Source organism: Lentilactobacillus sp. (assembly GCF_040773105.1).
Taxonomy (GTDB): Bacteria; Bacillota; Bacilli; order Lactobacillales; family Lactobacillaceae; genus Lentilactobacillus; species Lentilactobacillus parabuchneri.
Genome location: NZ_JAXGWW010000004.1, coordinates 1 through 26,237, shown reverse-complemented (window position 1 = coordinate 26,237; position 26,237 = coordinate 1). Strand labels below are relative to the sequence as shown.

Sequence of the window (26,237 nt, the reverse complement as noted above, 5' to 3'; positions counted from 1 at the left end):
GCACCTTTTCCTTCAGGATCCGGCGCAGTCATGTGATAAGCATCACTCGTAGTTCCGTAACCGACAACTTCGGCAAGGATTTTAGCGCCACGTGCTTTCGCATGATCATAGTCTTCCAGAATTAACGTCCCGGAACCTTCACCCAAGACAAACCCGTTTCGGTCCTTGTCAAACGGAATTGACGCTTTCTTTGGATCGGTTTCCTTCGACAAAGCAGTCAAAGCCGCAAATCCGGAAATCCCGATTTCATTGACTGATGCTTCAGTTCCACCGGCAATCATCACTTGTGCTTTGCCTTGCTTAATGTATTCGAACGCATTACCAATGGCATTGGTTCCAGAAGAACAGGCAGTTACAATCGCCTGGCTGGTATTTCTAGCATTAAAAGCAATCGAAATGTTTCCGGCAGCCATATTGACAATCGAGTCTGGGACAAACAACGGTGATACCCGCTTTGGCCCCTTGTCGTGCATCTTAATCACTTGTTCTTGAATCGTGGTTAAGCCACCAATTCCAGAACCATAAATAACGCCAAGTTCTTCGGGGTCAACGCCGCCATCAGCTAAGCCGGCCATCTCCATGGCTTCTTTTGCCGTGTACAATGCGTACGTACAAAAAAGGTCATTTCGTTTGGCAAATTTCTTATCGACCCGCTTCAATGGATCAAAATCCTTTACTTCACCGGCGACGGTAATTCCAGTGGGTTCTGCATCAAATTTTGTAATTGGGGTGATCCCAACCTTTGAGGCAAATAGATTTTCAAGAAAGCTGTCCACATCGTTTCCGATTGGGGTAACAGCTCCCATTCCTGTAACGACTACTCTGCTCATTTAATTACTCCTTCAATCATCTAAATCGTCAATCCACCATCAACCGTCATCACTTGGCCGGTGATGTATTGATTTTCAATTAGAAATGACACGGCATCGGCAATCTCTGCCGGCTCTGCAAACCGCTTTAATGGAATCTGTTCAGTGAACTCGTTTTGCCGCCGTTCACTCATCTTCTCGGTCATGTCGGTTTTGACCATCCCCGGGGCAACCGCATTGCAGCGGATGTTCCGAAGGGCACCTTCACGGGCGGCCGTTTTAGTCAGTCCAACCAATCCAGCCTTACTGGCAGAATAGTTTGCCTGGCCCAAATTGCCATGCAGCCCGGAAATGCTTGAGATATTGACAATGGCGCCTTTTCGGGCTTTTTGCATCACCTTCATGGCAAACTTGGTCATGTTAAAGGCACCGACCAAATTCGTCTCCAAAACTGCTTTAAAGTCCGCTAATTTTAACCGGCTCAACAGCTTGTCTCTGGTAATTCCGGCATTGTTCACCAAGATATCAATTTGACCATACTGATCAACAACATCATTGATCATCTTTTCCGCATCATCTTCATTGGCAACGTCGCCAACATAAACGTCAAATGAATAGCCATCATCGGCGAGCTTTGCCTTGGTTTCATCATCAAGTTCATGGTGCGCATTGATGATGACCGTCTTACCATCGTCAAAAAGTCGTTTTGCAATTGCCAGCCCAATTCCTTTGGCGGCACCGGTTACTAACGCAACCTGCTTTGTTTCAGTCATTATTTCACCAACTTCATCTTTGATCTAACTTGATTCAGGGTTTCAACACTGTCGACATGATACGTCTTGGCGTTGCAGATAATCGTTTTGGCAAATTTCATCAGGGTGTCTCCAGGCCCAACTTCAATTAAGACGTCTGGATTCAGATTAAGAACGCCTTTCAAACACTCATTGAAATGGGTTGGTTTCACTAATTGCTGAACCAACGTTGTTTTCACTGATTTTAAGCCAAATGGCTTACTGGTCGTGTTACTGAATACCGGGAAGTCCAAGTCTTGAAATGAAACATCTTGCAAGCGCTTCTCCAGTTGATCACTGGCTTCCTGCATAAATGGCGTGTGAGAAGCCACCGTCATTTTCAGTGGGATCACCCGCTTGATGCCGTGTTCATGGAGATACTCGGTGGCGGCACTCAAGCCGGCCTTTGATCCGCCGATGACAATCTGCGTGTCCGTATTGTAATTGGCAGCGTAAACGGGACCTTTTTTTGAGCCAATTCGGCAGGCCTCATCCACTAGGTTGGCATTGGCCTTAAGAACCGCTGCCATTTTTCCTGGATGATGCGCACCGGCTTGAGCCATATACTGGCTGCGATCAAAAACAAGCGGCAGGCCGTCTTTAAATGTCAACCCATTGGCAGCAATCAAGCCGCTATACTCACCCAAGCTTAGGCCGGTAGCCCCAATTGGTTTGCCAAATTCACTCGCGAGAATTCGATAAATTCCCATACTCATGGTGACAATTGAAACTTGAGTATTTTTTGGGTCATCAAAAATCTTCGAATCACTCATGTCTTTTCCAAGTATCTGAGAAGCTTCATCAATTGTTTGACGGTAAATGGGTTCCTGTTGATACAGGTCTTGCCCCATTTCAGCAAATTGTTTGCCTTGACCGCTGAATAAATAGCCTAGTTTCAATTTATCAACCTACCTATTTTGCTTGTTGTTTTAAAACGTAATCAACTAATTCGCCAACGGTTTCCATACCTTCGTCGGTGTCAATTTCGATATCATAAGTATCTTCGATCTTGTCAACAACTTCGAAAATGTCCAAGCTGTCCAAATCAAGGTCGTTCTTAAAGTTGGTGTCTTCTTTAACCTTGTCTGCGTCAACGTCCAATTGGTCCACGATAATTTCTTTTACCTTGTTAAATACTTCTTCTTTAGTCATGTTAATTTCCTCCAAATTTTTCTTGTTTGTTTTATTTTTTAATACCGAATAATCATTGTTCCAACTGTTAATCCGCCACCAAAGCCGGATAGGGCAACGACATCCCCTCTTTTGATCACTTGCTTTTTGACCAATTCGTCGAATAAGATCGGCTCACTGGCCGCTGACGTATTGCCATATTGAGCGATGTTAACCGGAAACTTCGTCATTGGAACGGCCAAAGTTTCGGCAATCTTTTCAATAATTCGCTGGTTGGCCTGATGTAAGACAAAGCAGTCAACATCAGCGGCCGTCAGCTTGGCTTTCGTCAAAGCGTGGTTAATCGATTCGGGAACGCGCTTAACCGCAAATCCATAAACGCGGTGGCCATTCATTTTGAAAAATGGTGAATACGTGCTGCCTTGAGCGGCAAAAGGTGAGCGGACGCCAACCTGACCGGCTGTCAAGTGCTTACCTAATTTCCCCAGGGTCAGTAAATCTTCAGCGATAAACGTTCCTGCTGTTTGGGGTTGGCTTGAAACCAAGACCCCGGCTGCCCCATCACCGAACAATACAGCAGTCGACCGGTCTTGCCAGTCCACCAGCTTACTCAAAGTTTCGGCACCAATCACAATCGCGTGTTTTTGAGTCTCTGCCATCAGCATTTGTCTGGCCACCTTTAGGCCGTATACAAATCCTGAACAGGCAGCGTCAACGTCAAAGGCAATTGCATTGTCGGCGCCAATGTTTCCTTGAACCATCGCCCCAACTGAAGGTGTCAAATAATCCGGTGACATGGTTGCGACGACGATCAAATCAATGTCGTTTGCGGTCAAACCGCTTTGATCCAATAATTGCTGGGCAACCGATGTCGCAAGTGAACTGGTGGTCTCATCAACCGCTACGTGGCGCTGCTTAATTCCGGTGCGTTGGGTAATCCATTCATCAGAGGTATCCATCATCGTTGACAGCTCATCATTATCAACCACCCGAGCCGGTGTGGCACTGGCTGTCGCCATTATTTTGAAATTTTCAAATTTCATTTTGCCGATACCTCGTCAATAAAGTCTTCCAGATTAATCATCGCCTGCTTGATCAACCGGATATCGTCGTCATCAAATCCTTTGAGGAAGCGTTCCACCAACAAGCGGTGAAAAGCATCATGAGCCCGATACAACAGTCGTCCCTTACTCGTCAACCCCAGATTGATAATCCGGCGGTCTTCCTGGTTGGCAATTCGCATCACGTAGCCTTTCCGCTCCAGCGTATTCAAGTTGGCGGTCAACGTGCCCTTACTCAACTTCAAGATCCGGGCCACTTGTGACGTCGTCTTGCGATCATGCAGGCCAATCGTGTGAACCAGATGAACCTCTTTGGCAGTGATGTCCTTAAAACGACTTTTTCTTAGCTCGCTTTCTTCAATTCGCATAATACTGTCGTATACGTTGATCAAAGAGTCGTTTATAAAGTTAAAGTCCTTCTTAATTTCGTCACTTTTCAAGCTCATGCTTTAACTCCTCTGGATTGGTCACTAAATCTTCTTCTTTGGATCCGGTACGATGAAAGTCAGTTCAGCTGAGCAGGCAACTTTGTCGTCAACTTTGGCTTCGCACTTTACCTTGCCCATGTTTTCGCGTTGCTTTTCCATGGTCACGTGTAATTTCAACACGTCACCGGGTCTGACAACTTTTCTGAACTTAGCACTGTCAATCGCACCAAGGTAAGCTGTCTTTCCCTTATACTTCTCAGTTTTCAAAATCAAGATTGAAGCTGCCTGAGCCAACGATTCAATAATCAAAACGCCGGGCATAACGGGGTTGCCAGGAAAATGGCCTTGGAAAAACTCCTCGTTAATCGTGACGTTCTTCGTAACAATAATTGACTCACCAGGATTTAACTCGTCAACCTTATCCATGAATAAAATCGGGTAACGGTTGGGAATCAATTCCATAATTTCAGATGCATCTAATACACTCATTGATTTCTTCCTTTCACTTACAAACTGGTAAAAGATCAGCTAAATTAGTTCGACTATCAAACTAATAAAGCAAAACGATTGCGTTTAATTGATCTTTTACCTGTGTCCATATAGGACAAAGATCATAATAACCCAATTTAGTTTGAATATCAAACTAAATTTCGATACCACATGTTGCTGTTTTGAAGTTTACCAGGAAATGCCATTTGCCGCAAGTCGGCTAGTCTGGGATTTGCTTCGATTCATTCAGAGACCGCTATGGATGTTTAACCACAAAAATTTGCGCCACTCACTTCAAATGGCCGGGGTCTCTGTTTAAACGCAGACATTAAAAGGAGGCTGAGCAAAAGTATCAACTTTTGACTCGGCCTCCTCCTAGTAATGCCATACTACCTGGCTTAACGTGCTACGCGAACCAACTTCGTCCGCTTAGTCCAACAAACACCTTCAACGCAAACCCAGCGTTAAAGGCGTTTGTTACACTAATGCTCCGAAGTTCCCGGTTCGGTAGGCACTCTGTTTATTCAATTGTCTCATAAATGAGTGTTGGCTTTTCTGCCGACTCTGAGATTTCAATATTTTGATATAGAAGATCTGAAATGTCGTCGACGTTTTCCCGATTACTGTAAATGGTCAATAGCGATTCGCCAGCTGAAACGGGATCTCCAATCTTTTTGTGAAGCATGATACCAACCGCGTAGTCCAACTTGTCGTCAGCCTTTTGACGGCCGCCGCCCAACAGCATGCTGGCCACACCGACTTCATCGGCGACAATTTTGGAAACAACGCCCGCAGACTTAGCAGGCAGATCAATTTGATAAGCCGTTTGTGGTAAAAGGTGCTCTGGGTCATCGACAACGTTCGCGTCACCACCTTGATCAGCAATCATCGCTTTGAACCGATCCAGTGCCGCGCCGTTATGAATCACCTGCTCACAGAGCTGTTGACCTTCTTCGGTCGTTGACGCTTTACCGCCCATCACTGCCATGTAGCCGCCGATCACAACGATCAATTTCTCCAAATCGGCCGGTCCGTTGCCCTTTAATAAATCAATCGATTCTTTTATCTCAAGGGCGTTGCCAATCGCATCTCCCAAGGGCTGATTCATATCTGTAATCAAGGCCATGCACTGCATGCCGACACCCTTTCCGATTCCCACCAGTGCCTTCGCCAGTGCACGAGAGTCGTCTAAAGTCTTCATAAACGCCCCGGCACCTGTTTTAACATCGATAACCAAGGCATCGGCACCGGAAGCAATTTTCTTACTCATAATCGAACTGGCAATCAATGGGATTGAATCAACCGTATCGGTCACATCCCTTAAAGCATAAATTTTCTTGTCGGCAGGGGCAATATTTCCGGTTGCACCAATAATTGCCAGCTTATCTTTTTTTACCTGCGCAATAAAATCCTGCTCACTGATTTCAACTTGGTATCCGGGAATGGCTTCCAGCTTATCCAAGGTACCGCCAGTATGTCCAAGCCCCCTACCGGAAATCATCGGCACTGGAATTCCTAGAGCCGCCACAACGGCTGCCAGCGGAATACTGGTCTTATCCCCAACGCCGCCAGTCGAATGTTTATCGACCTTTACGCCGGGAATATCGCTTAGATCCAAATGATCCCCCGAGGTCATCATGGTCATCGTCAGCTTGGACTGCTCCTCGCTGGTCATCCCCTGAAAATAAATTGCCATCAATAGTGCGCTAATTTGGTAATCTGGAATTTCACCAGAAACAACCCCATCAACGAAAAATTGAATTTGTTCATCAGTTAATTGTTGACCAGCGCGTTTCGCATGGATCACATCAACCATTCTCATCGTCAAAACTCCTTTCAAATTAAGCTTCCGGTAAACGGTTACATTCCTTTGTTTAGCAAAGCCTAATTCATTATCTTAGCCTGGTCTGCCGTGACCTGGGCTTTTCATTAATAGTCCAGTAATAATTGTGCCAAACTTTGATCCAGGATCGCACAGTTGGTGTAATGCGCCGTCAGCGCCGCGTGGACGGCAGCGACCTTACGATTCCCAGTGGCAACCAAAATGGCGTGGCGTTTGCTTTTCAGTTCATTCAGTTGAATTCCGATGGTCCGCTCATCAATTTGAGAATTGACAATTTGACCATTTCCGTCCACAAAACGGGAAAAGATGTCGCCAATGGCATCTTTTTGAAGCTGGGCTTTTTCCTGCTCATTAAAGTAGCCTAACTGAAAGATTAGTGCTTCACTCCGGACGGTCCCAACGGTAAACAACGCCACGTTGGCCTGTCGCCCCAGGTCCAGAATATGTTTGATATGGCAGTCACTTTCAACCATGTCCTTAGTGACCTTATTGTCAAAAATAACCGGCAACGGTAAATATTCGGGACGGGTGTGATAGGCTTGCGCCAACTCATTGACGCTTTCATAAGCCCACGTTTTTTCCTGGGAATGGCTGATGCTGCCTTTAAGTTGGACCACCCGGATGCCGGATACATCCTGTTCTTCGAGCTGTTTAGTAACCGAATGGATCGTGGACCCCCAGCCAATGCCGATAATATCGCCGGGTTCAACAATTGTGGAAATGAAATCCGCGGTGTATTTTCCAACGCTGTCTTGTGGGTTGGTAACCCCCGCATAATTGTTGGAAACCACATGAAATTTAGCACCGTATTTCTCGGTTAACTGCTGGGCCAGCACCTGTGAGTCTACTAGTGGGTTGACGATCTCAATTTTTACCAACCCATTATCCTTGGCATACTGCAGGAGCCGCGAAACGGTCGGCCGCGAAACGCCCACCTTATCAGAAATTTCAATTTGACTGAGATTATCCTGAAAATATAATTCGGCCACGCGCAAACTTTGCTTTAACTTTGTGATGTCCCTGATTTCAGCCATGTGATCGCTCCAATTTTGTTAGTCCATATTTTTAATTGCCGTTTCCAATGACAATCGTGCCATCTCATCAAATGATGTCTCCCGCTCCTTGGCAGACAGTGCTTCTCCGGTAAGCAGATGGTCGCTCACGGTTAGAATTGTCAACGCCCGAACGTGGTGTTTGGCAGCTAATAAGTAAAGTCCAGATGTCTCCATTTCAGTTGCTAAAACGCCGTAGTCAATTAATTTGTGGATGTCCAATTCGTCATTGTAGAAGCGATCGGCAGCGAAAATATTGCCAACTTTGGTGTTAATCCCCATTTCTTCAGCCGTATGATATGCCGAATCCAACAGCCCAAAGTCAGCAATCGGGGAATAATACACGCCGGGTCCAAATGTGTTTTGGATAATTGATGAATCCGTGGTGCCGGCCTGGCCAAGAATTACGTCACGAATTTTAACGTCCGGGCTCATGCCGCCACACGACCCCACCCGATAAATGGTTTTGACACCGTACTCTTTAATCAGCTCAGTCGTGTAGATAGCCAGCGACGGAATGCCCATTCCGGATCCTTGGATTGAAATGCGTTTGCCCTTATAGGTCCCGGTATAGCCGAACATATTTCTGACTTCACTATATCGAACCGGGTTATCCAAATAGGTTTCAGCGATGAATTTTGCCCGCAGCGGATCGCCAGGCATCAAAACAGTGTCGGCAATGTCGCCGGCTTTTGCACCAATGTGTGTACTCATATGATTGCCTCCGTTTATTTCAAATCAGTCAAAAAGGAACTGCCAACAGGATTGCCGGTCACGCCAAAGTTGTCGAGAACGGTCGCACCAAAGTCAGCAAACGTCTGCCGAACGCCCAGAGAACCACTGGTTGTCATTGACGGCGAGTAGGCCAACAACGGCACCAATTCCCTGGTGTGATCGCTGCCTTTAAAGCCCGGATCATTGCCGTGGTCAGCGGTAATCAACAACAGATCGTCATCTTTCAAGTTTTTAAGCACCGTTCCCAGTCGTTTGTCAAAGTCCATCAATGCCTCACCAAACCCGATTGGATTTCGGCGATGACCGTACATCGCGTCAAAGTCCACCAAGTTGGTAAAGCAAAATCCGGTAAAGTCTTCTGCCATCACGTGATCGACATGATCCATGCCGTCCATGTTGCTTTCGTTGTGGTAACCCTCATCGATGCCATGGCCGGAGAAAATATCGTTGATTTTCCCAATCCCGACTGTGTGAACACCCGCTTTTTGCAGGTAGTCCAGATCCGTCGTGCCGGTTGGCTCCAGTGTAAAATCGTGCCGGTTGGCCGTTCGTGTAAAGTGATCTTTGTCCGGACCAACGTATGGCCGGGCAATGATTCGGCCAATCGTGTAGTCAGGTCCGTTGACCAACGTTCGTGCATATTCACAAATTTTGTATAATTCTTGAAGCGGAATCACGTCTTCATGGGCGGCGATTTGCAAGACCGAGTCACCCGACGTGTAAATGATCAAGTCACCGGTTTTCATCTGCTGCTCACCAAGTTCAGCGATAATTTTGGTTCCGGATTCAGGGCGATTGCCAATCACTTTTCGACCAGAGAACGCCTCGATTTTTTGAAGAATTTCAGCTGGAAACCCATTTGGAAAAGTGTCCAGCGGTTTTTGAACAGGCAGCCCCATCATTTCCCAATGGCCGTCCATGCTGTCCTTACCAGCGGAAGTTTCCTGCATTTTTCCGTAATAGCCAATTGGAGACGTGACTTTGTCAACCCCTTGAATTGGCGTCTGTCTTAGATTGGAAATTCCTAACTTTTGTAGATTCGGAATCGCCAATTTGCCTTGATACGCTTCACCGACGTGCCCCAAGGTGTCCGAGCCAACGTCGTCAAACTTAGCCGCGTCCGGCGCTTCGCCAGTTCCCACCGAATCCATCACGATACCAAAAATTCGTTTATATTTCGCTGTCTTCATCGAAATGCCTCCCCTAAAATGGTCGTTTAAGCCAAAATCTTGACGGTTGCGCTGACACCTAATCGACTAGCCCCTGCTTCGATCATGGCCAAGGCTTCTTCTCGGGAGTGAATCCCACCGGATGCTTTAACTCCCAGCTTGTCGCCAACGGTCTTTCGCATCAAGGCCACGTTATGAAGGGTGGCACCCTCTGAGCTAAATCCGGTTGAAGTTTTGACATAGTCTGCGCCGGCTTTTTCAGAAGCGTGACAAGCATTGACGATTTGTTCATCATTTAAAAGTGAGGTTTCAAAGATCACCTTCAGCAGTTTCTGCTTTGCATGACACGCTTCGGCAACGGCTTGAATATCTTTTGTGACAAACTCAAGGTTGCCGGAAATTAATTCGCCGACATTTAAAACCATGTCGATTTCTACGGCGCCATCGTCAATCGCGGTGATGGCCTCGTAGACTTTGGCAGCCGTATTGGTGGCCCCTAATGGAAAGCCGACAACGGTAATTGGGTTGACAGTCGTGTCCTTCAATAGTTCTGCCGCTAACGGAATCCAGTGTGAATTGATACAAACCGAAGCAGTATTATACTTGATTGCTTCTTCACATGTTTGGCGGATACTTGCCTCAGTTGCTTCTGGTTTCAAATTTGTGTGGTCTAAATATTTTGCGAGTTGATCTGTTGTTAAGTCTGTAGTCATGGTCATGTAACCCCTTTCATTTCTTTATATGGACAGTTTACAGGAATTTCGCACAAATGTAAAGAAAGCCGCTGAAATTATGTTCTTAAATGTGAATTGATGAACTATTGACGACATAAAAAAGCCATCGAGTCGGTGCTCGATGGCTTCACTTGGTAAGTTATTAATTTTCTAAAAGATCCTTTACCAACCAGTGTTGCTCCACTGGTTCGCCGAATTCGCTATTTCAAATCGCCAATTGAATTGACGTTCTTCATATAGGTTGGAACTGCCAGACCAACTCTGGCACCATGAAGATTGGCGCCCAAGTCGACAAATTTGCCTTTATAGTCCTTGTAGTACAACCCCTGAGTTGTTGGCAACCAGGCGCTGACCATGCCGTCTGCAGCGTTTGTAGCAATCGAAGCCCATAATGGTTGAACTTCCATTGCCTGAATGTCGACCTTATACCCCAGTGACCTCAAGACATTGGCCACCACGTTGGTTGAGGCAATTTCAGAGTCCCACGCAACATAGGTGAGTTTGATCGATTGACCATGAACGTGTTTAATTCCCTTTGTCCAAGTATCAACCTGCTTTTGATTGGCTTTAATCCAGTCATTTGCGGCTTTATGAGGATCTTCTCCCTTATTGACCTTCAACATCACATCAGCCATTTGAGCAGGCTTCCAGTTGAAACGGTTCAACATTTCATAGGCTTCAGGTTTATCTTTCTTGAGTCCCTTTCTGACAATTGTATGAATATCTTCTGCTTTACCATAAACATTCTTAGGGTCTTTCAGGAACTTTAAGTTATATTTTGTAAACATCCAATGTGGCGTCCAGCCGGTTACCACGATCGGCTGGTGGTTCTTGATCGATTTGCCAAGGGTACTGGTCATCGCAGCCGTTGAACTGGTCTGGAGTTGCCACTTGTCGTTGTTTAGTCCGTATGCCTTCATGGCGTTTTGCGTACTGGACATAATACCGGCTCCGGCCTCAATTCCAGTGATCGTGTAGTTAATCTGTTTACCAACACTTTCATGAGGATTATAAGCGGCAAGTTTCGTCCCACACCCTGAAAGCAGGATGACAGAGAAGAACATCGCAATCGCTAATAAAAATTTATTGTGATTTTTTCGCATAGTAACCCCTTTCTAAGACTTAGGGACCTTGGTACGATTGATTGCCTGTGTAATCCGATCAAGGATAATCGCTAGAATCACGATTGCCAGCCCGGCGGCAAAACCACCACCAGCATCGTTTCGACCAACTGCAAAGTAGACCTTGTTTCCAAGTCCCATTGCCCCAATCATTGACGCAATCACAACCATTGACAGTGACAACATCATACTTTGGTTAACCCCAGCCATCAGAGTTGATTTGGCCAGCGGCAGCTGAACTTTGAACAACTTCTGCCAACCAGTCGAGCCGTATGAATCAGCTGCTTCAATCAGATCATTTGGAACTTGGCGAATGCCCAAATTAGTCATTCGGATCGTCGGTGGCATTGCAAAAATCACCGAAGCAATCACGCCCGGGACCATTCCAATCCCGAAGAACGCAACGGCGGGGATCAAATAAACAAAGGCTGGCATGGTCTGCATGAAGTCAAGAATTGGCTTATTAATCGTTTCAAACACACGTGACTTTGCCATCCAAATTCCAAGCGGAACACCAATCACTAAGGCAATCAAGCTCGACGTCAGAACCAATGTTAACGTTTGGGTCATGTCGCGCCAGAATCCCTGGTTCCAGATATAAAGCAAGCCAATAACTTCAAAAATCAAAAGTGTCCAGTGTTTGGTTTTGCGGTTCAACCAATACGTTGCCCCAACAATAATTAACATGAACAACCAAATTGGCAAAACGTCAAAGACCCATTGGAAGCCGTTAATAATGCCGCCAATAAAATTCGTGACACCGTTGAAGAAGCCTTCAAAGCCAGCCAACCAGTTCACAAAATGATCGATCCAACTTGATACGGGTAATTGTGGAATGTTATTCATCTTCGGTCACCTCGTTTCCTGAAATTGCGCCAAGCACGGCGCCTCGAATGATGATTCCCAGCAAATGGTTCTCGCCGTCAACCACCGCATATGGAATTGGTGTCTGCGAGATTGTTTCCATGATTTCGGTAATCGGTGTGTCGGGCGAAGTTGTTGGCACATCGCGTTGAACAACAGAAGAAAGATCGCGATTCTTTTCTTTAATCAAGTCCATCACGTGAGCGGCATCAACGACTCCAACGAATTTACGCTTGCTATCAACCACGTAAACCGACGAAATCTCATTCTCACGCATCCGGCGCATGGCGATTCGGGGGCCGTCCTTGTCAATGTTGACAAACGTCGGCCGAATCATGACATTTGAAGCCGTTAAGACTTTGGTGCGGTCCACGTCTTCAATAAATTTTTCAACGTATTCATCGGCAGGCTGTGTCAGAATTTCTTCAGGCGTTCCGGTTTGGACAATCTCACCATCCTTCATGATCATAATACGATCACCAATTCGAAGGGCTTCGTTGAGATCATGGGAAATAAAAACAATCGTTTTGTGGAGATTTTCCTGAAGATCCAACAATTCATCCTGCATATCTTTTCGGTTCAGTGGGTCCAATGCGGAGAAGGCTTCATCCATCAGAAGAATTTCTGAATCGTTGGCCAACGCTCTGGCCAGGCCAACTCGCTGTTGCATCCCACCTGATAACTGGGTTGGAAATTGGTCATCGTACCCGTGAAGGCCAACCAATTCCAAGGCATCGTGGGCTTTTTTTAAGCGTTCGTCTTTGGCGACACCCTTAATTTCCAAGCCGTATGCGGTGTTTTCAATAATCGTTCGGTTGGGAAACAGCGCAAAGTTTTGAAAAACCATACTCATTTTGTTACGTCTAACGTTCAGTAATTCTTTTTTATCTAAATCGGTTAAATTCTCCCCATCAATCAGGACTTTTCCCGATGTTGGTTCAATTAAACGGTTGATCATTCGGATCATGGTCGATTTTCCGCTTCCGGATAATCCCATGATGACAAAGATTTCCCCATCATTGACCTCAAAGTTGGCATCATTGACACCAACGGTTGCACCAACTGATTTTAAGATTTCAGCTTTTGACTTACCTTCTTTTACTAATTCTTCGGCCCGTTGAATCCGGCGACCGAAAATTTTGGTAAGATGTTGCACTTGTAGTTTAGCTGTCATGTGCTCCTCCTTATCAATATTCATGAGTAAATAAAAATCAATTACCAGCGGCAACACAAACGTATGTGTATTCGGTAATTGAAACGACATATAAAACCTTAACAAATATTCCGACCGAATTCAAATGATTTGCAAGTCGGAACAATTCCGCCATGCGGGAAATGAATCCGCTTTTATGTTTGCCGTTATAAGGATAGGCGCAACTAATAGATTAGTTTTACAAAATGCCATTAGTCACCTCCAGTATTGGCTTGATACCAGCCTTCACAGCTTTTTTCACAAAAAATGTGACTTTTTTACATTTTGCCTACAAAAAAACGCCAAAACAGGCTGTTTTGACGTTTTAAAGAACCTCTTTAATTATGAAGGTTGACGTTCCAAAACAGTTACTGATTCAACGTGAACCGTTTGTGGAAATTGATCAACAGGTTGAATTGGTTGGTTAACATGATAGCCTTGCTCAGTAAATAATTTGACATCACGGGCCAACGTGGCTGGATTACACGAGACGTAGACCACTCGCTTAGGCTGCATCTTAACGACACTCTCAATTAAACTGCCTTCCAGTCCTTTGCGAGGCGGGTCAACCGTAATGACGTCGGGTTTAAGCCCATCTTCCTGCCATTTAGCCATCTGATCCTCGGCCTTGCCGCTGACAAACATCACGTTCGTCAGCCCGTTAATCTTGGCATTCTTTTTGGCATCTTCAACCGCTTCCGGCAAGATTTCCACTCCGTAGACCATCTTGGCAACTTTGGCCATGGAAAGTGAAATCGTCCCAATCCCACAGTACGCATCGATCACAGTATCGTCAGCCGACAAATCGGCCTTCTTGGTGGCCAATTCATAAAGCTTCTCGGTTTGAACAGGGTTCACCTGATAAAACGAGCTGGCAGAGATGTCGAATTTCAATCCCAGCAAAGTATCTTCAATCGTGCTTTGCCCTGCCAAAACCTTATTTTCTTTACCCATCAAGGCATTGGTCCTTTGTGGGTTCACATTTTGAACAATACTCTTAACCTCTGGTAACATTTTGGTGATTTCGGCAACAATTTCGCCACTACTTGGGAGTTTTTCAGTCCGGGTAATCAAGACGATCATCATCTCGTGGGAATAATGCCCTCTTCGCACCATGATGTTTCGAATAACGCCCTTATTGTGTTCCTCATCGTAGGGCTGAACCCGAAATTTTCTCAACAGATCGCGGACAACGACAACAGCCTTGTCAATTTCAGGATCCTGAATATAGAAGTCCTCAATTGGCACAAGGTCGTGGGAATGTTTGCGATAAAAGCCGGTTTGCAATTGGCCATTGACCATTCTAACCGGAATCTGGGCCTTGTTTCGATAATGGGTAGGATCATCCATGCCGATTGTCGGGTTAACTTCGACGTCTAATTTGAGCTTGTCAAAATCGACTTCGATTAGATGTTGCTTAAATTTAAGCTGGGCATCATACTTCAAATGCTGCAGCGGTGCAATCCCGGTTTGCGTATAGGCCTTATCCACAAGTTCAACGCGGTCAGCGCTCTTCTTATTGATGCGAACGACCTTACCAAAGGCAAAGTTCTTCTTAACTTTGATCACTTTCATTGTGACATTTTCAGTAGGTAACGCGTTTTCGATAAAAATGGGAAAGTCATCGATCTTAGCAACACCCATTCCCTGATAGGTCAGATCACTAATATCGACGTCATAATTTTGATTTTTCAACACTGGTACTTGTTTTTTCATTTATTCACCTTTATTAATCATAGAAACAAAAATTGCGAAACGAAAAGTTCGTAACGCAATTATAACATCATATAAAACTATTCTTTATCAGGCAGTTTGTCAACGCCTTTGACGAAATTCTTTTCGACTTGTCTCATTTCGGTCGTTTCATCGGAATAGGCTTTGTCCGGAATTTCGTCAGTATTGGCAAAAAACTCAATGTGTTGCTTCAAATCAACGAACGTCATCGGTGCGTCACCACCATATTCGCCATCCAAGTTGATCAACATCCGATCATGGACGGGTTTGGCGGTCACTTTGCGTACCTTTTTATAAATAATCCGGGGATCATCCACATGACGACCACCATTAAGGACTTTTGACGCCAAGTGCAGAATTTCCACCAAGTTACTGGTTTTAACAATAATCAGTGTAAACTTGCCATCATCCAACGATGCATCGGGTACGATTTGTTCGAACCCACCAACTGAATTGGTTAAAGCGAGGAAAAACATCGACGCTTTGCCTTTGAATTCTTCGTTATCGTACTTCAAATCCATTTCAATGGGTTTAATTCGGGGCAACAATTCCGCACCCTTCACTAAATAAGCGAGATAACCGAAGAAAGTTTTCAAATCAGACGGAACATCGTAGGTTAATTCTGTTAGTAAGCCACCGGCCGCGATATTAATAAAGTAATTGTCACCAGCTTTACCAATATCCATTCGGATGGTTTGCTTCTTAAGAACAACCTTGGCAGCATCCACTGGATCTTCTCGGGGAATATGCAGGGCACGCGCATAGTCATTGGTTGTCCCAGCAGGAATAATGGCCATCTTAGGCCGCTTTTTCAGCGGCGCAATGCCATTGACAACCTCGTTAATCGTGCCATCACCGCCCGCAGCAACGACCAGTTCAAAACCAGCCTCAGCTGCACGCCGCGCTTCATTCTTAGCGGAGTCCTTGGCTGGGGTGGTTGCGTAGGCACTTGTCTCATAGCCGGCCTGCTCAAAAATATTTAAGATGTCCACCATTTTTTGTTTGAGAAGTTCCCTTCCCGAGGTGGGATTATAAATAACTCTGGCCCGTTTTTGCATATCCATCCTGACTTTCTATTTACTCATCGATTCTTTTAACATCTTGTTAATCACTTGTGGGTTGGCTTTTCCGTGGGTCTGCTTCATGATTTGACCAACCAGGAAGCCAATTGCCCGATCCTTACCATTGTGGAAATCCTCGACAGATTGTGGGTTGGCTGCAACCACTTCGTCCACGATTGGTTGGAGCTTGGCTGGATCAGATAACTGAACCATGCCCTTTTCTTCAACAAATTTTTGAGGTTCCTCACCATTAGTGATAGCTTTGAACACCTTTTTAGCCATTTTTGATGAAATGGTGCCATCCGTAATTAACTTGATCATCGTTGCCAAATGTTCCGGTGTGATCTTGGTGTTTTGAAGTTCAACTTGGTTGTCGTTCATGTAGGCATTCACATCACCTTGGAGATAGTTGGCAGCTAATTTTGCATCGGCGCCGGCAGCAATCATCTTATCAAAGAAATCAGACATTTCCTTGGTCTGCGTAATCACCATTGCGTCATAATCAGTAATCCCAAGTTCATTAACGTAACGTTCACGACGCTTTGCAGGTGGTTCTGGTAATTCTTTTTGAATTTCGTCAATCCAGTCTTGTGAAATATCAAGAACTGGTAAGTCGGGTTCTGGGAAGTAACGGTAATCATCAGAGCCTTCCTTTGTCCGCATCAAAACGGTCTGGCCGGTTGTTTCATCAAAACGACGGGTCTCTTGAGCAATTTTACCGCCAGACATCAAAACGCGCTGATGACGTTGCTCTTCGAAGGCCAGCCCCTTCTTCACGTAGTTGAATGAGTTCAAGTTCTTTAACTCAGTCTTGGTTCCAAATTCCTTTTGGCCAACTGGGCGAACTGAAATGTTCACATCAACCCGCATGGAACCTTCTTCCATCTTAACGTCTGAAACACCGGTAAACTGAATTACCTGACGGAGTTGTTCCAAATAAGCGTAGGCTTCGTCCGGAGAAGCGATGTCCGGCTTAGACACGATTTCAATTAAAGGCGTTCCCTGACGGTTCAAGTCGACATATGAATACTCGGAAGCATGGGAATTCTTACCAGCATCTTCTTCAATATGCATTTCGGCAATTCCAATTTTCTTTTTCTTGCCGTCAACGTCGATTTCAACCCAGCCGTCATGCGCGATTGGCGTTTCTGATTGGGTAATCTGGTAAGCCTTGGGGTTATCAGGATAGAAGTAGTTCTTACGATCAAAATGAGGATGACGCTCAATTTGTGCGTGAAGGGCCAATCCAGCCATAATTCCGTCGTGAACAACACCCTTGTTGGTTGATGGTAAGACACCAGGATAGCCCCAATCAATGACGTTGGTGTTGGCATTTGGTTGGTCACCAAACTCTACGGGAGAAGGACTAAAGATTTTCGAGTTTGTCTTCAATTCAACGTGGACTTCAAGTCCGATAGTCGTTTCAAAATTCATTAGTTGTTTCCTCCCATCTTTGGTGTTTGTTTACCAAAATCAGTTTCTTGTTCAAAAGCATTTCCTGCTTGATAAACGGTCAATTCATCAAAAGGTCGGCCAATCAGCTGAACGCCAACTGGTAACCCGTTCGAGAAGCCGGCAGGAATCGACATTCCTGGAAGCCCTGCTAAATTAACTGGCAATGTTAACACATCGTTCATGTACATGGTCATTGGATCCGACACGTCTTCACCAATTCCATAAGCTGGTGTTGGTGCGGTTGGCGCCAAGATTAAGTCAAAGTCCTTAAAGACGTTGGTAAAATCGTTAATCATCAGTGTCCGGACTTGAGCAGCCTTCTTAAAGTAGGCATCGTAAAATCCAGCGGAAAGTGAGAACGTCCCAAGCATGATTCGACGCTTGACTTCATCACCAAATCCTTCAGAACGTGACTTAACGTACAAGTCTTCAAGGTCCTTAACGTTCTTGGCACGACGGCCATAACGAATGCCATCAAATCGCTGTAAGTTTGAAGAAGCTTCCGAAGACGAAATGATGTAATAAGCGGCCACACCATATTTGGTATGTGGCAAGGAAACGTCTTCGACTGTTGCCCCTAGTTTTTTGAAGGTTTCAGCCGTTTTCAAAACGGTTTGCTTAATATCGTCATCAAGTCCCTGAGCCATAAACTCAGTTGGAATTCCAATCTTCATTCCTTTAACACCCTTAGTCAAGGTGCTGGTAAAATCAGGAACTTCCTTCGTAGACGATGTCAGGTCATGACTGTCATGTCCGGCAATCGCATTCATAATTGTGGCGTTATCAGAAACGTTTCGAGTAATCGGGCCGATTTGATCCAGGCTTGACCCAAAGGCAATTAAGCCCCAACGGGAAACACGGCCATAGGTTGGTTTCATCCCAACAACCCCGTTAAATGAGGCTGGCTGACGAATTGAGCCACCCGTATCCGAACCCAAAGCAGCAATCACTTCACCTGCAGCAACAGCGGCAGCAGACCCACCTGATGAACCACCAGGAACTTTAGTGGTATCCCAAGGGTTATGGGTAATTTTGAAGGCAGAATTTTCAGTTGAACCACCCATGGCAAATTCATCCATATTGGTTTTACCAACGGTGATCGTGCCAAGGTCGTTCAATTTTTCAACGGCAGTTGCATCATAAATTGGCTTAAAGTTTTCAAGAATCTTGGATGCGGCCGTTGTTTTGAGCCCTTTGGTAACCATGTTGTCCTTGATGGCAATTGGCATCCCTGATAACAAGTTTTCGGCGTCAATTCCTTTTTCATCAACGGCTTGGGCCTTTTTCAAAGCACCATCTTCGTCAACCGTAATAAAAGCGTTGATATCACCATCAACACTTTTAATATTATCCAAAGTCTGTTGGGTTAAATCTTTGGCAGAAATTTCTTTGTTGACGAGTTGTTCGTGAATACTACTTAATGATTGGTCGAAATAATTCATTATTCGTTATCCCCGCTTTCATCAATAATGGTTGGAACTCGGATATAGCCGTCAGCCGTATCGGGGGCGTTATCCAATAAAGCTTGGCGTTGATTCCAATTGTCAGCGATATCTTCACGCATGACGTTGATTTGATCAGTCACACTACTCGTGGGCGTTACGCCTTTGGTATCAACTTCACTTAAAGTCTCAAATAATCCGATAATTTGATCCAATTGATTCGTGAAATAAGGAAGTTGGTCATCGGTAATTTTCAATTTAGCTAGTTCAGCGACGTGTTTTACTTGATCTTCGGAGATCTTTTCAGTCATTGAAATCCCTCTCTCTTCTGAAAATACAAAATTTTATAACAACAATAATTTTACCATAGAACGAAACTGATTTTCTGAAAATCAGTAACTATTGAAAATATGTGCAGAAAATTTCTTTTCATTTTGCTTTCTGCTTAAGAAACTCTGAATTCCCTCGGTTGACGAAACGGTGATGTCAATCGGGGCATTCGCTGGTAAGTACCGCTGGGCGGCATTTTGAATATACTGCGTGAAGCTGATGATTTCGGTCTGACTATAGAATTGAGTTGTAATACTAATATTCATCCCACTCAGTGAGCCATCCGTATATTGCGCTTGGGCAGTCACACCACTTAGGTTAGGGAAAAAGCCTTGAATCTGAGATTTAAAGTTGTCGAAGGAATCAGCATCATTTTGACTTGGACCCTTTTTATCGGACTGCAATGGAAAGACGTAATTCTTTTGGTTGATTTTCGTCCACTTGGAAATTTTCGTCTCACCGTTATCATTCATAGAATAATCAAAGAAATTGCCGCCGACTAAACTGTCATCTGACGCTTGTTTGTACAACGCAATCACAATCGGGATGTTTTTGAGTGCCGGACGTTGTCGCAACCGTTTAATCACTTGATTGGCAATCTCTTGTCCGTGCTGTTTAACAGCCGCATCCGAAATATTGGTTTCATAAGTTGGCCCATAAGCAGTCTTCTTATAATAATCAACCGAATTGATCGCCAGCCCGACTGTCATCGCAGAAAGTTTGAGTGATTTCCCGTTTTGGGTCATAAAGTCCTGCTCATCAATCTGTGACAGATATACCGGTGTTCGGGTTGTCGGATTCGTCGACTTGGACTTAACCGGATTTAACCCGGTCGGATTAGACTTGGATTTTCGACCCAGCCAGTTTTCAACCGTGCTCGTTGAGAGGTACTGCCCCTCTTGGAAAATATACTTCTTGGTTGAAAACTCCTTCTTGGAAATATCTAACAGGCCGTTTTCAAAGCCCTTAATGTTAAATTGATTGGATTCTTGAGAAACACTCACACCACGTGATTTGCTGGTTTGATAACGGCCATTCTTGATGACTCCTTGATAATAGTCAGTGTTCGTCTGGCCAGTCAACTGAGTCTTGGTCGAAGAACTACTGGAATTACTCGTATCGCTCGATAAATTGTCGACACTCCCACACGCCGACAACATGAATCCCGACAAAATGATTGAAATCCCCAGGATAATTTTTTTCAACTTTTGTTCCTCCATTGTTACTTTTCATCAGCCATTGCCTGGTGGAAACGAGTTTCGTCCCAGGTTTCAATGCCGAGGCTCTTCGCCTTATCATACTTGCTGCCCGGATCCTCACCGACAACCACGATATCCGTGTTCTTGGATACCGAGCTGCTGACGCTGGCGCCATGATCTTCAAGCCATGACGTCGCATCTGGGCGAGTAATCTGTTGCAGTTTGCCGGTCAACACAAATTTTTTACCGGTGAAAAACGAGTCGCTGTTTTCAAGTTCCTCGTCGGACACCCCAAGGTAATCCATATTGACCCCAACCTGCTTTAATTGTTGAATCAGCTGCTTTGACTGTGGCATTGAGAAATAGGTCACAACGCTGTCAGCAATGATCATTCCCATTGTAGCAATTTCTGCGATTTCTTGCGCGCTTGCCTGCATAACCTTATCAATATTTTTAAAACGTTGGGCAATCAGCCGGGCGGCTTTGATGCCGACATGCCGAATGCCAAGGCCATACAAGAGACGCTCACAAGAATTTGCCCGACTGTTGTCGATTGCTGCCAGCAGTTTGTTGGCGGATTTTTCACCAAATTTATCCAACGTCACCAACTGGTCAAAGGTCAACTCATATAGACCGGCAACGTCATTGAGCATCTGTTTTTGAAATAATTGGGCAATAATTTTCGGTCCTAAGCCGTCAATGTTCATCGCATCCCGCGAGGCAAAATGGGTCAATCCTTCTTGGAGTTGTGCTGGACACTGCGGATTGATACACCGTAATGCAACTTCTTCATCCAGGTGGACCAGCGTTGACCCACAAGACGGACACTGTGTCGGTATCTCATAAGCGGCACTCTTTTGTGGCCGCTTTTCCGGAATGAATTGGGAAATTTCAGGAATAATATCGCCGGCTTTATGCAGCTTGACGGTATCTCCAACCCGGATATCTTTTTCCTGCAGATAATCCGGATTGTGAAGCGATGCCCGACTCACGGTACTTCCGGCAAGTGTCACCGGATCCATCACCGCAGTTGGGGTCACAACACCGGTCCGACCAACTGTCCATTCAATATCTCGAACAACGGTTTCAACCTCTTCAGGCGGGAACTTATAAGCGATCGCCCAACGGGGCACTTTTACGGTTGCCCCTAGTGACCGTTGAAGGGTTAAGGAATTCACCTTGATGACGATGCCGTCAATCCCGTATGGTAAGCTGTCCCGCAAATCTTTGTACTGATCAACATAGGCATCAATATCAGCCATGCTGCGGGCAACTTTATAATCCGGGTTGATGGTAAACCCCAAGTCTTTTAATTCTTCCAGCATGCCACTTTGAGTATCTGATTGTAAATCATCGATATCAGCGACATTATACATAAAGGTGCTGAGTTTACGACTCCGTGTGACTCGTGGATCGAGCTGTCGCAGTGACCCGGCCGCAGCGTTTCTGGGATTGGCAAATGGTTCTTCACCATTCAACTGCCGCTGTTCATTCAGTTCAGCAAAAGACTTCTTTGGCATGTAACACTCGCCACGAACTTCAATGTTGATTGGCCGGGTCAGCTTCTTAGGAATCGATTTGATCGTTTTAAGGTTTCGGGTAATATCTTCCCCAATTTGACCATTACCACGAGTCGATCCCTGAACGAAGACGCCATTTTCATATTTTAAATTGATGGCCAATCCGTCAATTTTTAATTCACAGTTATAATCAAACGCAACCGCATCGGTTTCGCCCAGGCGATTCACAAAATCAGCCAATTCATCCTTGGAGAAAACATCCCCCAACGACAGCATTGGAATTTCATGCGGTACCTTCGTGAAGCCGGGCAGCGTGTGGTCGCCGACCTTTTGGGTTGGGGAATCCGGTGTCACAATCTGTGGAAATTTGGATTCCAGCTCAACTAATTGTTGATAGGTCTTGTCATAAACCGCATCTTCAACACTCGGTGAGTCGTAGGTATAATACTCGTCTGCCCATTGATTCAGTTTTCTTCGCAGTTCAGCCGCCTGATCTTTAGCCTGCTGGTCAGTCAATTCTTCAAATGACACGATAACACCTTCTGTTAATTAATTTTCCTGCTTTTTAATCGGTGCAAACGCCGCTAATAGCCGCTTAATGCCGGCTTGTTTAAAAGCAATATCTAATTCCATGTCCTCACCGGCTCCAGAAACCTTAACCACCGTCCCAGTCCCCCAAGCCTTGTGGGAAACTTTGTCACCGACAGTCCAGGCTTTTTTGTCAGCACCCGTCCCTTTTGGTTTTTCAACAATTTGGGAAGGCCGATGATACGTCGTTGCAGTCGCCCGTCGAGTCCGGCGGTCAAACGGCGTCGTTAATGGTGTGTCTGACTGCTGTTGATTATCACTATGAATCAATTCGGGGCTAATTTCGTTGACAAAACGGGATTCCGGATTGTTCTGACGGCGACCATAAAGCATTCTGGAATAGGCATTGGTAATGTAGAGCTTTTCTTTTGCCCGGGTAATGCCAACGTATGCGAGCCGGCGTTCTTCTTGAAGTTCGGATTCATCTGCCGCAGCCCTTGAAAGTGGGAATAAGCCCTCTTCCATCCCCATCAAAAAGACAACCGGAAATTCCAGGCCTTTGGCAGCATGCAGCGTCATTAAAGTGACCTGTGCGTTGTCTTCCTGCAAATCGTCCTGGTCGGAAACCAGTGCCAAATCACTTAAAAAGTTAACGAGGTTTTGTTGGCCGGTTTCGCCCTCATTTTCCTGATCGTACTTTTGGGTAACTGAAATAAATTCTTCCAAGTTCTCCAATCGAGATTGGGCTTCCAATGATTTTGAAGCCTTTAAGGTTCCTAAATAACTGCTCTTATCCAAAACCGCCTCAGTGATCTCAGTGATCGACATCGTCTCCATTTTGGCTGAAATGCCACTCATCATCTGTTCAAAACTTGAAATTGAATTTTTTGCCCGAGTGGAAATTTCATTCGCCAAATCAACGTTTTTAGCGGCCTCCAGTAAGCTCCAGTCGTGATCGTTGGCAAATAATCGCAATCGCTCGATGCTGGCCTGTCCAATCCCACGTTTCGGTTCGTTAATAACCCGTTCAAAACTCATGGAATCGCTCGGATTCGCTAATAATGTCAAATAAGACAGCGCGTCACGAATTTCTTTTCGATCGTAGAACTTGTGTCCACCAACCATGGTGTAGGGAATATTTGATTTAAGCAGCGTTTCTTCAATCACCCGTGATTGGGCATTGGTTCGGTAAAGAATCGCAAAGCTGCCGTAGTTGCGCTTGGGCTTTTGCATCTCTTCTTGAATCTTGGCGACAACGTAGCGAGCCTCATCGTTTTCGGTTTGACCGCGATAATAAGAAATCTGATCGCCCTTATCATTCTCCGTCCACAGGTTCTTGTCGGCACGATTGTCATTGTGGGCAATAACTGAATTGGCGGCGTCCAAAACCGTCTTGGTCGACCGGTAATTTTGTTCCAACAAGGTCACGTGAGCAACCGGATAATCTTTTTTAAAATCAAGAATGTTCTGCATGTTCGCGCCGCGCCAGCCGTAAATACTCTGATCGGCATCCCCAACGACACAGATATTTTGGTTCTTTTTGGCAAGTGTATTCACCAATTTGTACTGAGCTTCGTTGGTATCTTGGTACTCATCAACATGAATATACTGAAACTTATCTTGATAATATTCTAAAACGTCTTTATGGGCATCAAATAACTGGATGGTCACCATAATCAAATCGTCAAAGTCAAGTGACTCATTTTGCTTTAACTCAGCCTGATATCGTTCATAAACATCTGCCACAATCTGATCAAAAGCGCTGTTTGCCTGGGCCTTATACTGCTTCGGTGTCAACAAATCATTTTTGGCATTTGAAATGGATGACAGAACGGCCCTGGGATCAAACTTCTTGGGGTCAATGTTGAGATCGCGCAACACCCGTTTGACCAGGGTGCGCTGCTCGCTGGTATCGGCAATCGTAAACGCGCGATTGTAGCCCAATAAGTCAATATTTCTGCGTAAAATCCGGACACACAACGCATGGAATGTCGATACCCAAACGTCGTTTCCACCCTCACCCAATAATTTGGAAACTCGTTCGCGCATTTCTCTGGCGGCTTTATTTGTAAATGTAATGGCTAAAATATGCCATGGCATCACGTGATTGTGTTCAATTATGTACGCAATCCGATGGGTTAAGACCCGTGTCTTCCCACTTCCGGCACCAGCCATAATCAGGACTGGTCCTTCGGTATGGACAACGGCATCTTTTTGATCTTTATTTAAACCTGCTAATAAACTTTCTTCTGCCACTAAATATTCCATCCTCTCGCATTTATCTTTTCAATTATAACAAAAAAGTCGGCTTCCCGACTCTTACATCTGACTGTATTTTGTTTTGTAATCAACGTCTTTCCAAATGGCAGTTGCTTCGAGCTTGACCAATGTATCCGAAATTGATTTCGTTGGAATTAACACGTGTCCCACGACTTTGGTTTCATCATCCGGTTCATTACCATAAAATGTAAAATGCCAATTATCTTTGATAACCCACTGGGTTTGAACACGCTGATATTCTTTTTGACGAATTGCCTGAAAGACGGTGGCAATTCCTGGAATAATTTGGGTCAGAGGTAACCCCGCGATGGCTCTGAGGTGTTGCTCAAATTCATTGGCGCTGGCAGCATAATCAAAGACGAATCCGGCCGGACTTAATTTAGGCGAAATCCGGCTGACGTAAATTGAACCGCTCTTTGCCAAGAACAAAGAAACTTCAAAAGTCCCCACATAATCAACGTTGCCGGCAATTTCTGCGGTAATCCGTTTCATTTCTTTTTCGACACTGGCATCGAGCTTTGCAGGGGTGTAGGCGGTCATGAGTTGGTCACCCTCGTAGATTACCTCAACTGGGGGAAAGACCACCTCAGAGCCGGATTCTGTGCGTGTGACGACCACTGAGTAATCAGTGTCGTGCTCAACGTAAGATTCCAAGATATAGGTGCCCGAATCCAGGAAGCCGGAAGCCAAAACAATATCGGCCTGGTTTTTGATCAGTAATTCCTTGCCACCGTTAAGTCCACGTTGAATGGGCTTCAAAATTGCCGGGTACCCAATCGAATTGATCGCCTGATAAATATCTTCCAAAGTCACAATCGTCGAATAGGGAACCATATTGATATTTAAGGTTTCAAAAAAGGTCCGTTCAATTAAGCGATCCTGAACAATATCCAACATGCCATCTTGTTGGGGGACTGAAGTAAATTGGGAAACATATCTGATGACATCCGAGTCAATGAATACATTGTCGTAAATGACCGCGTCGCATCGTTCAGCAAACATTTTGAGGGTTTGCTTATCCGTATAGGGACCAATGTACTTATAGTCCGCTAAGGCCATTGCTTTGCTATTTTCGTTGGAACTGTACATCCCGATTTTAAAGCCCATTTGTTTGGCTCTCGCTAACAAAATAGGCGTACTAATACTGTCGCCAAGGATGCCAATTGTTTGACCAGGATAGAGAACATTTGCGTTTGCCAATTCATTCACTACTTTCATTATCGAAATTATAAAAAATGAGTGTTTCCAAACTAATATGACGATTACACG

24 protein-coding genes are annotated in these 26,237 nt (G+C 45.1%); all 24 read right to left on the bottom strand.

All coding sequences use genetic code 11. The features are described from left to right. Positions 1 to 830 (bottom strand): beta-ketoacyl synthase N-terminal-like domain-containing protein (locus AB3112_RS00630; RefSeq protein WP_367333817.1); only part of this gene is annotated, 830 nt, incomplete at its 3' end. A 20-nt stretch (positions 831 to 850) separates the two neighbouring features. Next, on the bottom strand, positions 851 to 1,582 hold the full coding sequence (gene fabG / locus AB3112_RS00625) for a 3-oxoacyl-[acyl-carrier-protein] reductase (RefSeq protein WP_084974766.1): 732 nt from the start codon (positions 1,580 to 1,582) through the stop codon (positions 851 to 853). Beyond that, complete coding sequence (locus AB3112_RS00620; protein ID WP_367333816.1) at positions 1,582 to 2,499, bottom strand: ACP S-malonyltransferase; 918 nt, start codon at positions 2,497 to 2,499, stop codon at positions 1,582 to 1,584. Before AB3112_RS00620 ends, fabG begins: the two co-directional genes overlap by 1 nt. A 13-nt stretch (positions 2,500 to 2,512) precedes the next feature. Continuing rightward, on the bottom strand, positions 2,513 to 2,752 hold the full coding sequence (locus tag AB3112_RS00615; protein WP_057911058.1) for an acyl carrier protein: 240 nt from the start codon (positions 2,750 to 2,752) through the stop codon (positions 2,513 to 2,515). A gap of 38 nt (positions 2,753 to 2,790) precedes the next feature. After that, on the bottom strand, positions 2,791 to 3,774 hold the full coding sequence (locus tag AB3112_RS00610) for a beta-ketoacyl-ACP synthase III (protein WP_367333815.1): 984 nt from the start codon (positions 3,772 to 3,774) through the stop codon (positions 2,791 to 2,793). Next, positions 3,771 to 4,238 carry a MarR family winged helix-turn-helix transcriptional regulator gene (locus AB3112_RS00605; protein WP_057911056.1) on the bottom strand — a complete coding sequence of 156 codons (468 nt, stop codon included), beginning with the start codon at positions 4,236 to 4,238 and terminating at the stop codon, positions 3,771 to 3,773. Before AB3112_RS00605 ends, AB3112_RS00610 begins: the two co-directional genes overlap by 4 nt. 24 nt (positions 4,239 to 4,262) lie before the next feature. Continuing rightward, complete coding sequence (gene fabZ, locus AB3112_RS00600) at positions 4,263 to 4,709, bottom strand: 3-hydroxyacyl-ACP dehydratase FabZ (protein ID WP_057911055.1); 447 nt, start codon at positions 4,707 to 4,709, stop codon at positions 4,263 to 4,265. Between the two features lie 520 nt (positions 4,710 to 5,229). Continuing rightward, the gene (locus tag AB3112_RS00595; protein ID WP_084974758.1) at positions 5,230 to 6,531 is read right to left on the bottom strand and encodes a pyrimidine-nucleoside phosphorylase; all 1,302 of its coding nucleotides are present in this window, start codon (positions 6,529 to 6,531) and stop codon (positions 5,230 to 5,232) included. 107 nt (positions 6,532 to 6,638) lie between these two features. Further along, on the bottom strand, positions 6,639 to 7,586 hold the full coding sequence (locus AB3112_RS00590; protein WP_367333814.1) for a sugar-binding transcriptional regulator: 948 nt from the start codon (positions 7,584 to 7,586) through the stop codon (positions 6,639 to 6,641). A gap of 18 nt (positions 7,587 to 7,604) precedes the next feature. After that, complete coding sequence (gene deoD / locus AB3112_RS00585; RefSeq protein WP_084974754.1) at positions 7,605 to 8,318, bottom strand: purine-nucleoside phosphorylase; 714 nt, start codon at positions 8,316 to 8,318, stop codon at positions 7,605 to 7,607. A 14-nt stretch (positions 8,319 to 8,332) separates the two neighbouring features. After that, a complete protein-coding gene (locus AB3112_RS00580) occupies positions 8,333 to 9,529 on the bottom strand; it encodes a phosphopentomutase (RefSeq protein ID WP_367333813.1) in 1,197 nt (398 codons plus the stop codon). Positions 9,530 to 9,555: 26 nt separating this feature from the next. Beyond that, the gene (gene deoC, locus AB3112_RS00575) at positions 9,556 to 10,227 is read right to left on the bottom strand and encodes a deoxyribose-phosphate aldolase (protein ID WP_367333812.1); all 672 of its coding nucleotides are present in this window, start codon (positions 10,225 to 10,227) and stop codon (positions 9,556 to 9,558) included. Between the two features lie 215 nt (positions 10,228 to 10,442). Continuing rightward, the gene (locus AB3112_RS00570) at positions 10,443 to 11,345 is read right to left on the bottom strand and encodes a glycine betaine ABC transporter substrate-binding protein (RefSeq protein ID WP_057911049.1); all 903 of its coding nucleotides are present in this window, start codon (positions 11,343 to 11,345) and stop codon (positions 10,443 to 10,445) included. A 12-nt stretch (positions 11,346 to 11,357) separates the two neighbouring features. After that, positions 11,358 to 12,209, bottom strand: coding sequence for a proline/glycine betaine ABC transporter permease (locus tag AB3112_RS00565; RefSeq protein WP_084974747.1), 852 nt, complete (start codon positions 12,207 to 12,209; stop codon positions 11,358 to 11,360). Continuing rightward, entirely contained in the window at positions 12,202 to 13,401 is a 1,200-nt protein-coding gene (locus tag AB3112_RS00560; RefSeq protein WP_075141215.1) for a glycine betaine/L-proline ABC transporter ATP-binding protein, read from the bottom strand. Before AB3112_RS00560 ends, AB3112_RS00565 begins: the two co-directional genes overlap by 8 nt. A gap of 360 nt (positions 13,402 to 13,761) precedes the next feature. Further along, positions 13,762 to 15,135: a 23S rRNA (uracil(1939)-C(5))-methyltransferase RlmD gene (gene rlmD / locus AB3112_RS00555; protein WP_057911046.1), complete on the bottom strand. Its 1,374-nt coding sequence runs from the start codon at positions 15,133 to 15,135 to the stop codon at positions 13,762 to 13,764. Between the two features lie 77 nt (positions 15,136 to 15,212). Next, entirely contained in the window at positions 15,213 to 16,211 is a 999-nt protein-coding gene (locus AB3112_RS00550; protein WP_057911111.1) for a diacylglycerol kinase, read from the bottom strand. A 15-nt stretch (positions 16,212 to 16,226) separates the two neighbouring features. Further along, entirely contained in the window at positions 16,227 to 17,648 is a 1,422-nt protein-coding gene (gatB, locus tag AB3112_RS00545) for an Asp-tRNA(Asn)/Glu-tRNA(Gln) amidotransferase subunit GatB (RefSeq protein ID WP_057911045.1), read from the bottom strand. Beyond that, complete coding sequence (gatA, locus tag AB3112_RS00540; RefSeq protein ID WP_084974741.1) at positions 17,648 to 19,111, bottom strand: Asp-tRNA(Asn)/Glu-tRNA(Gln) amidotransferase subunit GatA; 1,464 nt, start codon at positions 19,109 to 19,111, stop codon at positions 17,648 to 17,650. The genes gatB and gatA overlap by 1 nt, the downstream gene beginning before the upstream one ends. After that, the gene (gatC, locus tag AB3112_RS00535; protein WP_057911043.1) at positions 19,111 to 19,422 is read right to left on the bottom strand and encodes an Asp-tRNA(Asn)/Glu-tRNA(Gln) amidotransferase subunit GatC; all 312 of its coding nucleotides are present in this window, start codon (positions 19,420 to 19,422) and stop codon (positions 19,111 to 19,113) included. The genes gatA and gatC overlap by 1 nt, the downstream gene beginning before the upstream one ends. A gap of 81 nt (positions 19,423 to 19,503) precedes the next feature. Continuing rightward, positions 19,504 to 20,661 (bottom strand): CamS family sex pheromone protein, encoded by a 1,158-nt coding sequence (locus AB3112_RS00530; RefSeq protein ID WP_367333811.1) that lies wholly within the window; start codon positions 20,659 to 20,661, stop codon positions 19,504 to 19,506. Between the two features lie 2 nt (positions 20,662 to 20,663). After that, the gene (gene ligA / locus AB3112_RS00525) at positions 20,664 to 22,691 is read right to left on the bottom strand and encodes an NAD-dependent DNA ligase LigA (RefSeq protein ID WP_084974738.1); all 2,028 of its coding nucleotides are present in this window, start codon (positions 22,689 to 22,691) and stop codon (positions 20,664 to 20,666) included. Positions 22,692 to 22,709: 18 nt separating this feature from the next. Then, complete coding sequence (gene pcrA, locus AB3112_RS00520; RefSeq protein ID WP_057911040.1) at positions 22,710 to 24,944, bottom strand: DNA helicase PcrA; 2,235 nt, start codon at positions 24,942 to 24,944, stop codon at positions 22,710 to 22,712. Positions 24,945 to 25,007: 63 nt separating this feature from the next. After that, complete coding sequence (locus tag AB3112_RS00515) at positions 25,008 to 26,168, bottom strand: ATP-grasp domain-containing protein (protein WP_084974834.1); 1,161 nt, start codon at positions 26,166 to 26,168, stop codon at positions 25,008 to 25,010. Positions 26,169 to 26,237 lie beyond the last annotated feature (69 nt).

Coding starts and splice junctions, on each gene's coding strand:
- deoD (WP_084974754.1), bottom strand. CDS start 8,318: ATGAGTACACACATTGGTGCAAAAGCCGGCGACATTGCCGACACTGTT.
- gatA (WP_084974741.1), bottom strand. CDS start 19,111: ATGAATTATTTCGACCAATCATTAAGTAGTATTCACGAACAACTCGTC.
- fabZ (WP_057911055.1), bottom strand. CDS start 4,709: ATGAGTGTATTAGATGCATCTGAAATTATGGAATTGATTCCCAACCGT.
- deoC (WP_367333812.1), bottom strand. CDS start 10,227: ATGACCATGACTACAGACTTAACAACAGATCAACTCGCAAAATATTTA.
- AB3112_RS00615 (WP_057911058.1), bottom strand. CDS start 2,752: ATGACTAAAGAAGAAGTATTTAACAAGGTAAAAGAAATTATCGTGGAC.
- AB3112_RS00580 (WP_367333813.1), bottom strand. CDS start 9,529: ATGAAGACAGCGAAATATAAACGAATTTTTGGTATCGTGATGGATTCG.
- fabG (WP_084974766.1), bottom strand. CDS start 1,582: ATGACTGAAACAAAGCAGGTTGCGTTAGTAACCGGTGCCGCCAAAGGA.
- AB3112_RS00560 (WP_075141215.1), bottom strand. CDS start 13,401: ATGACAGCTAAACTACAAGTGCAACATCTTACCAAAATTTTCGGTCGC.
- AB3112_RS00595 (WP_084974758.1), bottom strand. CDS start 6,531: ATGAGAATGGTTGATGTGATCCATGCGAAACGCGCTGGTCAACAATTA.
- AB3112_RS00570 (WP_057911049.1), bottom strand. CDS start 11,345: ATGCGAAAAAATCACAATAAATTTTTATTAGCGATTGCGATGTTCTTC.
- gatC (WP_057911043.1), bottom strand. CDS start 19,422: ATGACTGAAAAGATCTCCGAAGATCAAGTAAAACACGTCGCTGAACTA.
- AB3112_RS00530 (WP_367333811.1), bottom strand. CDS start 20,661: ATGGAGGAACAAAAGTTGAAAAAAATTATCCTGGGGATTTCAATCATT.
- rlmD (WP_057911046.1), bottom strand. CDS start 15,135: ATGAAAAAACAAGTACCAGTGTTGAAAAATCAAAATTATGACGTCGAT.
- gatB (WP_057911045.1), bottom strand. CDS start 17,648: ATGAATTTTGAAACGACTATCGGACTTGAAGTCCACGTTGAATTGAAG.
- AB3112_RS00590 (WP_367333814.1), bottom strand. CDS start 7,586: ATGGCTGAAATCAGGGACATCACAAAGTTAAAGCAAAGTTTGCGCGTG.
- AB3112_RS00605 (WP_057911056.1), bottom strand. CDS start 4,238: ATGAGCTTGAAAAGTGACGAAATTAAGAAGGACTTTAACTTTATAAAC.
- AB3112_RS00610 (WP_367333815.1), bottom strand. CDS start 3,774: ATGAAATTTGAAAATTTCAAAATAATGGCGACAGCCAGTGCCACACCG.
- AB3112_RS00550 (WP_057911111.1), bottom strand. CDS start 16,211: ATGCAAAAACGGGCCAGAGTTATTTATAATCCCACCTCGGGAAGGGAA.
- AB3112_RS00565 (WP_084974747.1), bottom strand. CDS start 12,209: ATGAATAACATTCCACAATTACCCGTATCAAGTTGGATCGATCATTTT.